This window comes from Lysobacter niastensis (genome assembly GCF_015453285.1).
Lineage (GTDB): Bacteria > Pseudomonadota > Gammaproteobacteria > Xanthomonadales > Xanthomonadaceae > Lysobacter_J > Lysobacter_J niastensis.
Genome location: NZ_JADLZT010000001.1, coordinates 241,691 through 255,749 on the forward strand (window position 1 = coordinate 241,691; position 14,059 = coordinate 255,749).

Below are 14,059 nucleotides of genomic sequence, written 5' to 3' on the forward strand. Positions count from 1 at the left end.
GTGGGCATCGAGTGGAGCCTTCAAGGATTCAGGTCATAGCGCAGCGATACCTGCACGCGCTGCGCCTCGCCCGTTGCGCCAGTCAGGTCGCGATGGCGGCCCCACAGCCATTCCGCGCCCATCATCGCGCGATCGCTGAACTGCCAGGCGAGGTTGAGCGATGCGAATGACGTGCTCTCGGGCAGGCCCGGGTCGAGGAACAGGTCGGCGTCGGGGTCGATGCGGAGGTGGCCGTAGGACGCACTGGTGCTGAGCGTGTCGCTCCACGCATGGGTGTAGCCGGCGCCATAACCATGGGCATCGATGGCCTCGAGTTCCAGTTGGGGATTGAAGGCCGCATCCAGTCCCAGTCCGGCGATGTCCTGCAGGAAGTCCGCGTATCCCTTTCCGGCGCTGGCCCAGCCCTGGATGCTGTCGTCGCCGAACACGCCCGCCGCGAAGGTCAACTGCGTGGCGTAGGCTTCGGTCGTTCGCGTGGCGTCGCCGGTCGCACTTTGCACTGCAAGGTCGCGGAACAGGTTCGCCCACTGCACATGCCAGTCGGGCGTTTCCCAGCGCAGCCCCAATGTGGCGTCGGGCCAGCGAGAGTAGGGCGCATAGTCGCCGAGCACCGCGATGTCGGCGTTGGGCTTTTCCAGTGACATCGGCAGGGTCAGGCGACCTTCGCCGTGCCGGTAGAGCGTGGGCGAGAAGCGGACCTGCGGCGTGTACTTGAAGGTGAACGAGTTCGGACCTTCGTAATCGAGTGTGTTCGGAAACGCATCGATGTCGGTGAAGGCGGACAGCCCATACCCGGCAAGGAAGTTGAAGCCTTCGGCTTCAAGCTCGCCATAGAGGTACTGGAGGTTGTAGTCCATGTCCGGCCCGCCATCGCCGAAGAAGTTGTTGAGGTACACGACCTTCAGCAAGCCGTAGGGCGTATTGCGGCGGAAATCCATGCGAACGGCGCTCTGCCTCGCGCTGAGGTTGCTGCGCGTGTCCGAATCGTGGAAAGGCGAGCCCTGCACGGGTATCGAGGATGGAACGAACAGGTCCTGCTCGCCCATGAACTTGTTATCGAACATCAGATCGAGCTGGGCGATGACGTCGAGTCTCAGGAGGCTTCCGGTCTCGCCGAGTCGAATGTAGCCCTCTGGCAGTGGCTCTTCGACGCCCGCCATCGCGGAAGGCGGTCTGTGGATGCGCGAGGCCGGTTCCTGCTGGGGCAGGTCGGCTGCGGTCACGGTCCGTGTTTCCGTGGGCGAGGGTAAGGGGGCTGCGACGTGGGCAGTCTCCTTTGCCTCAAGCTCGGCCAGGTGCCTCTGCATCTGCTCGATGACGGCCTGCTGGTCGCGCAGTTGTTCCTGCATCTTCGCGATCTGCAGTTTCAGTTCGGGAATCGCCGGATCCTTCGACTGCGCACGCGCTTGTGGCGAAAGCGCCATGGCCAGGAACAAGCAAAACAGAGCGTCCAAGGCCGGGGCGATCGAAGCTCGCCGGCAACCGACGGGCATCGCGGCCGGCCGCTGGTGCCCTGTGGCAGGCTGCACGTCTGCTTTCACCTGTCCCCCAAGAAGCACCGGTTATCGACTGCTGCCAACGGGGCCGCGATCGACGGGCGGTCAGCCGCTCTGCGAAGCAACGCATTCGGCGCATTGGCCGGCCCCGATGCTCATGCGGTGCAATGGATCCTGGGTCATCGGGCGACCGTTCTTTCATGTTCTCATCACGCCCACCCGATTGGGGGATGCAGTCCGTCCGGGCCTGCAGGACGCGTTGATGAGCGATAAGGCGTCACCGCAAGGATGGCGTCGAGGGATCGGTGGATTGGTTGATTGAAGTCGAGTCAGTGCGCCTGTCGCGACGCTGCGTCGCGTCGGCGTGATCGACCTGACGTTGAGTACACGCAGGTGGCAATGGGGGCAGGGAACGGCACCGAGGTGCTTGGGGTTCCTGTCTGGTCAGCGCGCTTGGCTCGCCATGTGCGGCGGAGCGGTGCGCAGGAAAGAAGTCATCCGGTCGCTGATGACCGGAACAGGATCATTGCGATGCATGCAGAACCAGACCGTGCCGCGCGTACCGACGCAGCCTTCCATTCGGCATCGCTGGCGCTTGGGGAGTCCGAGGTCTCGGCTGATCCCATCCCGATCATGATCGCGTCGGACCGCACGGCGCTGCATGCGGCCTGGCTTTCCATGCTGGCATCCGAGCCCGGCATCGAGATCATCGGCGAACCGGTCACGGATGCGACGGGCCTTGCGGCCAGTCTGGAACTCAACCATCCCAAGGTGCTGCTGCTCGACAAAGCCCTTCTGGACCGTCTGGGTCCCTTGTGGCTGCGAAGGATCCAGCAGTACCGACCTCATGTGTGCGTACTCCTCCTGGCGGACCAGGCTTGCCTCAGCGCGGTAGCCGACGTGCTGCGCAACCGGCTTCATGGACTCCTGCTGACGACGAGCCCTGCCGATCTTTGCCTCAAGGCGATCCGCGCCGTCAGCAAGGGCGAGCTGTGGCTGTCGCGTCGCCTGATGGCCGAGGTCATCACCGATCCGACGTGGCCGTTCACTCCCGCGGAAGTCGAAGTGGCGGCCGATCCGGACCGTCTCCATGCAATGGAAACGCTCACCCGACGGGAGTTGCAGGTCGTCGCGCGCCTGCATCGCGGCTGCAGCAACAAGGAAATCGCGCGCGAGCTCGGGATCATGGAAGACACGGTGAAGAAGCATCTGAAAAGCGTCTTCGCCAAACTCGGCGTGCGTCGCCGCGCGATGGTGATCCTCCAGGCGACGGCTACCGCGTGACCTGAGCGCCATGGCCTGATTGCCATCGGCGCCGACCCGCGTTCCAGAGCTGATTCGGGGTGCCTTTCTCCTCGCAAGCACGACCATGCTTGCCGGGACCTGGTCCGCCGGATCGGTCTTCGACGTCGGTGGCGCGGAACGAAGAGCTCGTCAAAGCCAGCAACACGGATAACGGTTGCTGCAAGCGATCGCGATCCATCCCGTGTACCAGGTCTGCCCCCCGTAGGTGGCAGACCCAACGCTTCCTGCGGGCACCGGATGCAGGCACGCAGCGTAGCCGAACGAAGAATCAGCCCGCTCAGCCACTGCTGCGCTCCTGCACGCTCAACTTCCAGCTTTTGGTCTGGTTTAGTTGCCGGGCTCCGGCGGCTGCGGGTTGACCCGCGTCGCCAGGCATTCCACGTTGGATGCCCGATGGGGTCCGATCTCAGATGCCAGGTGCAGCGCTGGACTGAAGAGCGTTTGGACATAGCCATCGCCATGGGCGATGTGGGCAGCCGCTGACTGCGGGCCAGCCCCGATCACGATCCCCAGGAATTGATTTTCATCGGTGAAGACGATGTTGAACCCTTCCTCCGTCTCGACCGTGCAGTTGCCGGTGTTCTCACAGTTCGCGCCAAGATCCCTTGGCCCGCCAATGTTGTGGCAGATGAGGTCTTTGGACGGTGGCGGATCCTTGTCGCCCGCGCAGGCAGCGCCGGCCGCCAGGGTCGCGCTGAGGGTCAGCATGGCGGTCATCAGCGTCTTCTTCGTCAGCCCAGTCATTTCAGTCTCCTAGTCTCGAGTTGGTTGAACGTATGTCCGTTCCGATGGGACTCGCTCTGTCATGGCTCGGCGCCCCTGTGTTCGTTGCGTCCCAATCGCACGGTGCCAAAGTCGACATCGCCGGGCCATTCCACGTAAGAGGAAGTTGATGGGTGATGGTGGTTCGAGTGCGGTGGAACGCGATCGAGTCGCGGCAGTTCTGGGATGCGTGGGCCGCAACGGGAGTTCTTCGACATGGATATCGCGAGCGAGCAGAAGCAGAGAGGGCGCCGCGTCTTCGCGGCGCCCTCCCAAAGACAAGCGTGCGCCGATCCCTCGCTATGGCATGACCCTGAACCCGTTGGGCAGGGTGCCGCCGCTACCGACGCGTACATCCCAGACCGGATCCTTGGCTCTGCCCTTCTTGACCGGCACGGTGACAGTCGCCGTGATCTGGTCCACGGTGTCGGTGTCCGACGTCAGTTGCACGTTGCTGGCGACCGGCTGTGCACTGTTGCCGCCGAAGAACGTGACGCCCATGCCCTGGGTGAATCCTTGGCCGGTAATGGTCACCTGCACAGTGGTGCCCATGCGTGCCGAACTCGGAGTGATCGATGACACCAACGAGCATTGACCGCTGCTGTCGAGCACTGTGACTGTGCTCGGCTTCTTGATGTTGAGCAGCAAGCACGACACGTTGTCGTTCTCGTTGGACTCGGAGATCACCTTCTTCGGATCTATCTCGATCTTCAGCTTGTAGATGCCGTCGGCATTTCCCGTGAAATCGATCTCCTGTCCGGCAAGATGGGCGCCGTAGGTGTCGCCCCAGCCCACCGACATGCCCTGCAGGTCGCGCCCACACGTGTTGTAGAAGGCGCTTGCCGGTGCGCCCGGCAAGCCAAGGTTGACCGCGGTGGTATCCATCACGCAGAACGTGGTCTTGGCACCGGTGCGCTGCGACCCTCCCGTTGCGTTCACCGGCTGCAGCGTGTACAGCGCGTAGTCGTTGAAGTGCATGTGGTCGTGCGCGGGGTGGTACTCGAAGGCGCCTGCGAACTTGAGCACCGGCGGGCCGCTGGTCTGGTAGATCACCTGGTACACCTGCTGCTTGCCCGATCCGGTGTCGACAGAACCAGCCGCGAGTTCCAATGGGCCGGTGCCGCTGTTCCAGCTGGTGGTGCTGAATCGAAGCTCGGAACGGCCACCGGCATCCGTCGACAAAGTCGCACCGAAAGCCGGACGCGGGATAAGGTTCGGCAGCTTGGCCGTTTGCGCGGCAGCTGTGCCAGAGAGAGACAGCGATGCGACGATCGCCGCCAGCAGGGCGGCACGCTTGCGAAGCGAATCCATGGTCATGGTGGGGCTTCCAATGATGTCGGCGGGTTCGGGGCAATCAGCCATGCGTGCGTTGTTCATGAGTCGTGTCCTCTTGCCCGGGTCGTGCAAGCCTGTCGAGCAGGTCGATGGTCGGTGGCGCGATGCCCTCATCAGCCATCCATGAGGCACGCGCCGCTTCCCCGCGACGAGTGCGCCGGGCCGGCGTTTGGTCCACCCAAGCTGTCAGGGGCGACCAACGCCGGCAATTCCACAAAAGGGGAGGTCGCGGAAGCGGCGGCGTGAATGGTGCGCCGCGCGGGTTTCCTGGTAGCTCGCAGCTCTGGGAATCGCCGATGGATGCGATCACCTCGCAGGCGCGATGCTGGCAGAGAAGCTATTTGAATGAATCCTTCGCCCGCTTCGAAACAAACTGCTTCAATGAATGCGAGTGTCACCCGACGAGCCCTGTCATCGCGCGTCCGGATGGAGTGGGTGGTACCGTTGGATACGTTGTCGGCGACTCCTTCGGAGTCCACCACATGAATCTCACCCATGTGAATCGGGGCTGCGAGCCGCGCTTGCGGAGCGTCTGGCCCCCCTGCAACGCCTGCAGGCGGCGTTGTGCCGGACCGCTCGTCCATTCACCCCTCATCGATGCGACATGCGCGATGGCGTGATGATGGTGCGGCAACGTAAAGGAACACGGGGTTCGCCGGAACCCTGGAGGCAACAATGAACATCGAAGCGTTGCAGACCAGGCATCCCTCCAGTGGGGAAGATGCGGCGCCTCGCGTTGTCAGCTGCAGGAAGTTCTACGATCGCGAGTCGCTGATGGCCTATGACCCGGAGTCGGAGGATTGGCAGAAGCAGTTGGCTCGCCGCTACGACACCCATTTCGAGATCGCGCAGGTCCTGAACAACGTCGAAGACGTGCCCATGTCGACGTACGAAACCTTCGACATGAAGGTGACGCCGTATCTGGCCCAGCTGATGGACCGCGACGACCCGAACTGCCCGATTCGCCTGCAGTACCTTCCATCGATGAAGGAAAGCCTGAGCGTACGGATGGAGCACACGCTGGCCGACGAACTCGGTGAAGCCGAGCACACGGTGCCGGGAACGTCCGTGGTCCACCGCTATCCGCGTCGCGTACTGTTCCTGGTCACCACGCAGTGCGCCTCGTTCTGCCGGTATTGCACGCGATCCCGCATCGTTTCGCACTCCGGCGAACGAGCCATAGGCCGTGCCGATCTGGACGCGTCGATGGCGTACATAGCGGGTAACAAAGAGATCGAGGACGTGCTGCTGTCGGGTGGCGATCCGCTGGTGTTCACCGACCGCAAGCTGGATGAGCTGTTGGGCCGCATCCGCTCGGAGGCGCCGCACGTCAGGTTCCTGCGCATCGGAAGTCGTCTGCCGGTGCAGCTTCCGACCCGCATCACGCCGGAACTGTGTGCGGTCATAGAGAAGCACGACGTGCAGATGGTGAACATCCACATCAACCACAGCAAGGAAATCACGCCGCTGCTGCGCTCACGCATCAGGATGCTTCGCAGGACCGGCACGATGCTGGGCAATCAAAGCGTGCTGCTCAAGGGCATCAACGACGACGTACAAGTGTTGCGCGACCTGTTCATGGATTGCGTTTCGATGGGTGTACGCCCCTATTACCTGTACCAGAACGACCAGACGTTGCAGGGCGCCCACTTCACCGTTCCCCTGTCGCGGATGCTGGAGCTGTATGAAGGCGTCCGCGGCTGGATCAGCGGCCCGGCGGTTCCGACGTTCGTGATCGACGGCCTGGGCGGCCTCGGCAAGATGCCGGTGATCCCGACGTACGTCGAGGAACGCGAGGGGCACATCGAGTGCCGCAACTACAAGCAGGAGCGGGTCCGGATGGACTACCTGCGCGACGGCGCCAAGATCTGAGGCGGCGCGGCGCATATTCCATGCGCCGGTAGATCCTCACCCGTAATAGGCGAGGAACATGTCCACGGCGGCTTCGGCCACTTGCTTCTGTTGCGCGGGTGTCAGTGGCGGTTGACCGAGCGCCACCTGCGGCCAGAACGCGAAACCCTTCACCAGGCCCTGCAGCTGCATCGAGGCGAACAGGGGATCCTTGGCTTTCAGGCGGCCATCGGCGGCAGCGGCGCGGATCCACGTCGTGAGTCCTTCCTCACGATTGCCCATGCGCGAGACCATCTCGTGCGCGCGCTCGGGCGAATGGATGCCGGCGGCGATCGCGACGCGCGCCAGGTCGGTGAAGTTGTCGTCGTGCAGCAGCCGCAGCTTCTGGCTCACCAGTTCCAGCAGTTGCGCGCGCAGCGGGCGATCGCCGCTGTATGCCAGGTCGAGGCCCTCGACGCTGCGCTCCCAGAGTTGCTCCACGATGTGCTCGAACAGCGCTTCCTTGCTGGGGAAGTGGTTGTAGACGGTGCGCTTGGACACGCCGGCACTGTCCGCGATGCGGTCCATGCTGGTGGCCTCGTAACCGGACTGACGAAACTCGGCCACAGCGGCATCGAGGATGGCCGCGCGCTTGCGGTCGGTCAGTCGGGCAGGGGCGGGCAGGCTGTTCATGGGGAAAGTTTACACCCATGGGTTTACTTTTCCGAAAACGGAAACTACACTGTGTCGTGTACTTTCATAGCCCCTGTTCATGAAGCGATCCGCTGGCCATTCCTTCCCCCGTCTCCGCCGTGCGTGTCGTACCGCCCTCTTTTCTGGAGCCCTGCTCGTGAGCGCCTGCCTGCTGTCCGCCGCCAAGACCAATCTCCCCGTCGCGGGGTATCCCGCCTCGCCGCAGGCCGCCGAAGGCCGCTTCCGCAACCCCGCACCCAAGCCGGCCGATGGCGTGCTCAAGACCCTCGGCATCATCTGGAACGTGCTGCTCAACAAGCCCGACACCACCGTGCCGAAGGGATCGGTCCCGGTCGATGCGCTGACCCGGGCCGACCTGGACGCCGCGCCGGACCGCAGCCTGTTCCGGCTCGGCCATTCGACGATGCTGATCAAGCTGCGCGGCGGTTACTTCATCACCGACCCGGTATTCGCCGAGCGCGCCTCGCCGGTGCAATGGATGGGGCCCAGGCGCTTCCATGCGCCGCCGATCGCTCTGAAGGACCTGCCGCCGCTGCGCGGCGTGATCCTCTCGCACGACCACTACGACCATCTCGACCGCGCCACCGTCCTGCAGCTGGCAAAGACCACCGACGTGTTCCTTGCTCCGCTCGGCGTCGGTGACCGGCTGATCGCCTGGGGCGTTGATGCTGCCAAGGTGCGGCAGTTCGACTGGTGGGAGGGCACGAGCATCGATGGCGTGGAGTTCACCGCGACGCCGTCGCAGCACTTCTCTGGTCGCGGCCTGTTCGACGGCAACAAGACGCTGTGGGCATCGTGGGTGATCGTCGACGGCGCGGACGATGCGGATGCGCCGGACCACGGCACCCTGCGCCTGTTCTTCAGCGGCGACACCGGCTACTTCGACGGGTTCAAGGAGATCGGCCGCCGCTTCGGGCCGTTCGACGTGACCCTGCTCGAAACCGGCGCCTACGACGCGCAGTGGCCCTACGTGCACATGCAGCCCGAACAGACCGTGCAGGCGCATGAGGACCTGCGCGGACGCTGGCTGCTGCCCGTGCACAACGGCACCTTCGACCTGGCCATGCACGGCTGGCAGGAGCCGTTCGAGCGCGTGCTCGCGTTTGGTGAAAGGCGTGGGATCGCGCTGACCACGCCGCGCATGGGCGAGCGCCTGGACCTGTCAGCGCCGCATACGGCGACGCGCTGGTGGCGCGAGGTGGATACCGTCACCGCAGGAGCGTTGCTGCCCGAGCGCGGCTTCGAAGCCGCGCAGTAACCCCTCCCAGCGTGCTGCAGACCTCTCAGGTGGAAACACGATGAAACTTCAGATCAACGGCATCCGCGGCGGAGACTGCGTGCGAAGCATCACCAACGCGCTGCTCCAGGTCGATCTCGGCGCCCGCATCAACTTCAACCTCGACGACCACCTCGTGCGCATCGAAGGGCGATTGACCCTGGGCGACGCGACGACAGCGATCGAACGGGGCGGCTTCAAAGTAGCCTCGATCATCGACGACACGGTCGTCGATGCCGTGTTCCGCATCGCGCACTGCGAGGCGTTCTAGGCGCGCGGGCGTCCGGCCGAAAAGTGCCCCCTTTTCGCTTGCGGATGCGGATATTGATGCGCAACCAGGACATACGACCGCTTCCAGCCGGAAGCGGTCGTTGCCCGCGACCCATCGCACTACCTGGAGCGCTTCGCCTCGTCGCGATCGATCGAGCCGTCGCTGTTGCCGTCCATGACCGCGAAATCGCTGTCGGTGAAGGCGTCGATCTCGGCGATCGTCAGGTAGCCGTCCTTGTTGGCGTCGATCTTGTCGAACTTGCTGACGTCGCGTGCGTCGGATACTTCATTGCGCGACAGCTTCTCATCGCGGTCGACGTCGTACAGCAGCACCAGTTCCTCGACGAACCCGTCGTACTCGGCGCGGTCGACCTTGCCGTCGTCGTTGGTGTCGGCGGCGTCGAAGCGCTCAGGCGCGACGTCGGACTTGACCTGTGCCGTGGCGGGGGCGGCCACTGCCAGGAGCAGGGCGAAGCCCAGGGCGATCTTGATCATCTTGGCCACTCCTCGTGTCAGCCGACGTCCCACTGCCCATTGGATTTCTTGCAGGCGGTGCCCGAGGTCTCGTCGACCTCCTTTCCGTCCACGCTGAGACCCCTGCGGAAGTCGCGGCAGAGGCGTCCGTCGGTCATGCGCTTGGTGTTGAGCGCGACGAAGTAGCCGGACTCGTGCGTGCGTGGATCGGACCAGGTCACCTTCTGGCCTGAAGCGCCGTTGTTGAGGGCGCGCTGTGCCGCGTCCTTCTCGTACTCGGATTTGGCGTGCTTCTTGAACAAATGGTCGCCGACGAAGCCGCCAGCGACCGCGCCGGCTGCCGTCATCAGTGCCCGGCCCGTGCCGCCGCCGAACTGGTTGCCGACCAACCCGCCGATCACTGCGCCCGCCACCACCGAAGCGCTTTCCTTCTGTGTGTCGCGGGTACCCGGATCCGTGGAACACGCCGCGATGGTGAGCGCGGCCGCCAGCACGATGATCTGCTTCATCGCTGCGTCTCCCGTGGGTGAAAAAGCCCACGCCGAACGGCGTGGGCGCCGTCATCTTCCGCCCGGGCCGTTAATTCGGCGTGACCCACGCCCTGGAAGGGCTTCCGGCAGATATCTTTGGAGTGGGGCAGGGGATTGGGGCGTGAAGCCATGACGGACAACCAGTCGGGGCCGGGCGGACTCGCGACCGCACAGGTCATCGAAGCGCTGCGCAAAGCCCGCACTTCACTGGTGCGGGCGTACATGCTGCACGTGCTCTGGTTCACGGTGATGTGCGGTTTCGTCGGACTGCACTGGAACCAGGGTGGCCTCAAGGCTTCCGTGCTGCTGACACTGGTCACGGTACCGCCGGTGCTCGTGTTTACCGTGAAGGTGCACAGCCTGTGCCGGGCGATCGATCCCCGGTCGCGAACGGTGGGCCTGGTGCCGGTGATCGTAACCACGCTGGTGCTCAGTCCGTTCGAATCCGGTCTTTTGCTGCCCGCCAAGAACCTGATCGTCGCCAACCGCCTGCTGCGGGCACACCGACCGGCTCAAGCTTTGGTGGACAATGACCCTGCCGGGTTGCCAGACAGCCCCGGGCGTGAAAATTTCCAATGAGGCGTTGACCATGTCGGCATCCACCACGGCCCTCGATGCGCTACAGCAGGACACATGGGCCACGGCCACGGGAACGGAAGACGATCTCCCGCTGGTCTTCCGCTTCCGCCAGCACATGCCGCTGGCGGTGCGTCAAGCCAGCGACTTCCCCTCGTTCATCAACGTCTATTGGGGCTACGACGGCAGCGAAAGCAATGGCATGCCGCCGTCGGATCACTACGACCGCCAGATCGCGTTCGAGGAGGCGATCGTTCCGCTCGACGAGGAAGACCGCCTGGGTTTCCTGATGCTGGTCATCACCGGAAACTCGCGCAAGGAATGGATCTTCTACGCCAATGACGTGGATGCCTGGCTGGCGCGCTTCAACGAGCTGCTGTCCGGTCATTCCGTCTACCCGATCGAGATCGAGACGGGGGACGATCCGGATTGGACGGCATGGCGGGGCGTGGCCGCCTGCGCGCAGAACTGATGACGGTGATCATGACGACTCCGCCGCTCGAATCGCTGGACACGCCGGCGCTGGTGCTGGACGAGACGCGCATGCTGCGCAACATCGAACGCCTGCGCCGTCACATCGGCAGTCTCGGCGTATCCGTTCGCCCGCATCTGAAAACGGCGAAATCGGTCGAGGTGGCGCGACAGTTGCTCACTGACGGCCACGGTCCGGCGACCGTCTCGACATTGAAGGAGGCCGAGGTGTTCGCCGCCGCGGGTGTCGGCGACGTCCTCTATGCGGTCGGCATTTCCCCGGCGAAGCTGCCGCGTGTGCTGGCCCTGCGCAAGCGCGGCTGCGACGTCAGCGTGGTGCTCGATTCGCTCGAACAGGCTCGCGCGGTCGCCGAGGCGTCGCGCGAATCCGGCGACCCGATCCCGGTGTTGATCGAGATCGATTGCGACGGCCATCGTTCCGGCATGCGTGCGGGCGACCCGCTGATCCTCGACATCGCACGCGTCCTGACATCGGGCGGTGCCGAATTGCGCGGCGTCATGACCCATGCCGGCGAGAGCTACGGAGCGGTCGGAGCGGAGGCATTGGCCGCATTCGCCGAGCGCGAACGGGCTGCCGTGGTCTCCGTGGCCGAAACGCTGCGCGCCTCGGGCTTCCCATGCCGAGTCGTCAGCATGGGGTCCACGCCGACGGCTCACTTCGCGCGAGACCTGGGCGGCGTCACCGAAGTGCGCGCGGGCGTCCACGTGTTCTTCGACCTGGTGATGGAAGGCATCGGCGTGTGCTCGCGCGACGACATTGCGTTGTCGGTGCTGACGACGGTGATCGGACATCAGCCGACGCGCGGCTGGATCATCGTCGATGCCGGCTGGATGGCACTGTCGCGTGACCGGGGCACTGCCAGCCAGGCGGTCGACCAGGGCTATGGCGTGGTCTGCGACGCCGACGGCGCCGGATTCGAGGACCTGATTGTCGTCTCGGCCAACCAGGAACACGGCATCGTCGCGCTTCGCCCCGGGAGCCGCGCCACCTTGCCCGATCTTCCCGTGGGAACGCGTCTACGCATCCTGCCCAACCACGCCTGCGCCACGGCGGCGCAGTTCGACGGCTACCAGGTGCTGCGGGCCGGGACAGACACGCCGCTGGCGTATTGGCCGCGCATTCGCGGCTGGTAGCGGGTCGCGGGCGTTCGGCATACGGGAACCGTGGTCGATTTCGCAGTGCCTGCGCGGTAGTGTGTGGTCGCTCCGGCCTCCTGGTCGTGTCGAGGCGCCGGAGCCGATGGCCGCGGTCGTGGTCGCGGTGCACAGGGTCTGCCAGACCAAGGGGAACACAATGGATGTCCGCTCCGCTTGCTTAGCAGTAGTGCTGATGTCGATGGCGACAACGGCCGTCGCGAACGATCCCCCCGCCGAGCCGCGGCGTCGCACTAACGACAACGTGCTGATGATGTACACGCCGCAGGACGATGAGGGCTTCATCACTCGCGGTGACCTGGCGTCGCTGGGATGTCCCGTCGAGAGGATGAGCGGCACTTATGCCGATGTGCCCATGAGCGGCGAGCGCGCCTACCGCTTCGACAGCAGCAAAGGCTGCACGATCGACCTGCTGACGACGATCACCGAAATCCGCTATGCCAAGAAAGATGCCGCCGCGTTGTGGCAGGACGTCGACGAGTATGCCGCGCGGCGCGCGAAGAAATGCAAGAGCACGCCGGAGGTCCGCGAGGTTTCGACCGGCGAGAAAGCACGCCTGACGATCTTCCCGGGCGACAAGGACAAGTGCGGCTTCACCTATGTCGTGCAGGATCGCGGCTACCTGTACGAACTGGTCTCGTTCGGCAGCGGCTTCGTGCTGACGCCGGAGCTGGAGAAGATCGTCGCCGGCAAGCTCGATGCGCTGGCTTCGGGCCAGGCCCTCGGACCTTACGACCGCGCGGCGAAGTAGCAGTGCGCTGATGAATGGCGGGCCAGCCACGGCCCGCCTTTCACGCCGGGTTTACCGCCTCCGTCGAACATGGCCTTCGCTTTCGTCGCGTACGCCGCCAAGGCGTCGGGACCCGTCGTGTTCAAAGGAGAAGGGCATGGTCAAGTCCCCGGGCAAGTACTCCGTCCCCGCGTGGGCGGCGATATTTGCGACCGGCATCTGCAGTGCGTGGCTGGCCGGCTGCAACACGACACCAGTATCGGAAGCTTCGTCCTCGCCGATGTTGCCGGCTCCCACGGTGGTGCCTGCGACGCCAGCGCCAGTGCCGGAGCTCAAGCCTGGAGTGCCAGCCGGCTACCTGGGACGCAATCTCCCCAACAGCCTGGTGCTGCTGCCTGCACCACCGGACGGCGACAGCACAGGCTTCCGCCAGGACCAGGCGGTCAGCCGCGCATCGCAGAAACTCAAGGGCACGCCGCGCTACGCGCTGGCCGCCTCGGATGCGGACCTGCATTTCCCCCATGTGGCCAGTACCTTCGACTGCGCGCTCGGCGTACCGGTCACGCAACAGGACACGCCGCGGCTGTACCTGCTGCTGCAGCGGACCATGGTGGATGCCGGGCTGGCGACGTACACGGCGAAGGATCACTACAAGCGCATCAGGCCGTTCGTGCACTACAAGGAATCGACCTGCTTCCCCGCGGACGAAGCGGCGCTGCGGAGTGATGGTTCCTATCCGTCCGGGCATACCTCCATCGGCTGGGCGTGGGCGCTGCTGCTGACCGAACTCGCACCTGACCACGCCGATGCGCTGCTGGCGCGCGGCCGCTCGTTCGGCGAAAGCCGCCTCGTCTGCAATGCGCATTGGCAGAGCGACATCCTGGAAGGGCGCGCGGTGGCGGCGGGCGCGGTGGCACGGCTGCATTCGGATCCGACGTTCCTGTCGGACATGCAGGCCGCCAAGGCCGAGATCGATGCGCAGCGCAGCGCCGGCAAGATGCCGCAAGGCGACTGCGCGGCCGAGGCCGAAGCGCTGAAGACGAAGATCCCCGGCGTGCTGTGACGATGGGCGGCTAGCCGCAGACGTCGGCACCGGAGAAATGAGAGGCACCTT

15 protein-coding genes and 1 pseudogene are annotated in these 14,059 nt (G+C 64.8%); 9 read left to right on the forward strand and 7 right to left on the reverse strand.

Annotated elements, in window-relative coordinates; all coding sequences use genetic code 11:
- Positions 1 to 20 precede the first annotated feature (20 nt).
- Positions 21 to 1,454: a DcaP family trimeric outer membrane transporter gene (locus IU514_RS01035; protein WP_194929209.1), complete on the reverse strand. Its 1,434-nt coding sequence runs from the start codon at positions 1,452 to 1,454 to the stop codon at positions 21 to 23.
- A 573-nt stretch (positions 1,455 to 2,027) separates the two neighbouring features.
- On the opposite strand from IU514_RS01035, the gene IU514_RS01040 reads away from it, so the two are divergent.
- On the forward strand, positions 2,028 to 2,780 hold the full coding sequence (locus IU514_RS01040) for a LuxR C-terminal-related transcriptional regulator (RefSeq protein ID WP_194929210.1): 753 nt from the start codon (positions 2,028 to 2,030) through the stop codon (positions 2,778 to 2,780).
- Positions 2,781 to 3,128: 348 nt separating this feature from the next.
- Here the strand turns inward: IU514_RS01040 and IU514_RS01045 are convergent, their stop codons facing one another.
- Both IU514_RS01045 and IU514_RS01050 read right to left on the reverse strand, forming a co-directional pair.
- Positions 3,129 to 3,545, reverse strand: coding sequence for a hypothetical protein (locus IU514_RS01045; protein ID WP_194929211.1), 417 nt, complete (start codon positions 3,543 to 3,545; stop codon positions 3,129 to 3,131).
- A 318-nt stretch (positions 3,546 to 3,863) separates the two neighbouring features.
- Complete coding sequence (locus IU514_RS01050) at positions 3,864 to 4,880, reverse strand: lysyl oxidase family protein (RefSeq protein ID WP_194929212.1); 1,017 nt, start codon at positions 4,878 to 4,880, stop codon at positions 3,864 to 3,866.
- Positions 4,881 to 5,573: 693 nt separating this feature from the next.
- Here IU514_RS01050 and IU514_RS01055 point away from each other — a divergent pair.
- On the forward strand, positions 5,574 to 6,770 hold the full coding sequence (locus tag IU514_RS01055; protein WP_194929213.1) for a KamA family radical SAM protein: 1,197 nt from the start codon (positions 5,574 to 5,576) through the stop codon (positions 6,768 to 6,770).
- A 36-nt stretch (positions 6,771 to 6,806) separates the two neighbouring features.
- Here IU514_RS01055 and IU514_RS01060 read toward each other — a convergent pair whose 3' ends face one another.
- A complete protein-coding gene (locus tag IU514_RS01060; protein ID WP_194929214.1) occupies positions 6,807 to 7,421 on the reverse strand; it encodes a TetR/AcrR family transcriptional regulator in 615 nt (204 codons plus the stop codon).
- Between the two features lie 157 nt (positions 7,422 to 7,578).
- Here IU514_RS01060 and IU514_RS01065 point away from each other — a divergent pair, with 157 nt between their 5' ends.
- Together IU514_RS01065 and IU514_RS01070 are read left to right on the forward strand one after the other, a co-directional pair.
- Positions 7,579 to 8,700, forward strand: a complete 1,122-nt coding sequence (locus tag IU514_RS01065; RefSeq protein ID WP_324187758.1) for an MBL fold metallo-hydrolase — start codon at positions 7,579 to 7,581, stop codon at positions 8,698 to 8,700.
- A 40-nt stretch (positions 8,701 to 8,740) separates the two neighbouring features.
- Positions 8,741 to 8,989, forward strand: coding sequence for a heavy-metal-associated domain-containing protein (locus IU514_RS01070; protein ID WP_194929216.1), 249 nt, complete (start codon positions 8,741 to 8,743; stop codon positions 8,987 to 8,989).
- A gap of 119 nt (positions 8,990 to 9,108) precedes the next feature.
- Here the strand turns inward: IU514_RS01070 and IU514_RS01075 are convergent, their stop codons facing one another.
- The 3 genes and pseudogenes from IU514_RS01075 to IU514_RS18890 all read right to left on the reverse strand — a co-directional run.
- On the reverse strand, positions 9,109 to 9,483 hold the full coding sequence (locus IU514_RS01075; RefSeq protein ID WP_194929217.1) for an EF-hand domain-containing protein: 375 nt from the start codon (positions 9,481 to 9,483) through the stop codon (positions 9,109 to 9,111).
- A 17-nt stretch (positions 9,484 to 9,500) separates the two neighbouring features.
- A complete protein-coding gene (locus IU514_RS18885; protein WP_228760428.1) occupies positions 9,501 to 9,764 on the reverse strand; it encodes an RT0821/Lpp0805 family surface protein in 264 nt (87 codons plus the stop codon).
- Positions 9,750 to 9,875, reverse strand: a pseudogene (locus tag IU514_RS18890) (glycine zipper 2TM domain-containing protein); the annotation flags it as partial. The gene IU514_RS18885 and the pseudogene IU514_RS18890, both read right to left, overlap by 15 nt.
- Positions 9,876 to 10,121: 246 nt before the next feature.
- On the opposite strand from IU514_RS18890, the gene IU514_RS01085 reads away from it, so the two are divergent.
- The 5 genes from IU514_RS01085 (at position 10,122) to IU514_RS01105 (ending at position 14,008) form a co-directional block, all read left to right on the forward strand.
- Entirely contained in the window at positions 10,122 to 10,571 is a 450-nt protein-coding gene (locus IU514_RS01085; protein WP_194929219.1) for a hypothetical protein, read from the forward strand.
- A 10-nt stretch (positions 10,572 to 10,581) separates the two neighbouring features.
- Positions 10,582 to 11,040 (forward strand): DUF695 domain-containing protein, encoded by a 459-nt coding sequence (locus IU514_RS01090; protein WP_194929220.1) that lies wholly within the window; start codon positions 10,582 to 10,584, stop codon positions 11,038 to 11,040.
- The gene (locus tag IU514_RS01095) at positions 11,007 to 12,194 is read left to right on the forward strand and encodes a DSD1 family PLP-dependent enzyme (RefSeq protein ID WP_228760392.1); all 1,188 of its coding nucleotides are present in this window, start codon (positions 11,007 to 11,009) and stop codon (positions 12,192 to 12,194) included. The genes IU514_RS01090 and IU514_RS01095 overlap by 34 nt, the downstream gene beginning before the upstream one ends.
- Before the next feature lie 196 nt (positions 12,195 to 12,390).
- Entirely contained in the window at positions 12,391 to 12,966 is a 576-nt protein-coding gene (locus IU514_RS01100) for a hypothetical protein (protein WP_194929221.1), read from the forward strand.
- Between the two features lie 136 nt (positions 12,967 to 13,102).
- Positions 13,103 to 14,008 (forward strand): acid phosphatase, encoded by a 906-nt coding sequence (locus IU514_RS01105; RefSeq protein ID WP_228760393.1) that lies wholly within the window; start codon positions 13,103 to 13,105, stop codon positions 14,006 to 14,008.
- Positions 14,009 to 14,059: the final 51 nt, after the last annotated feature.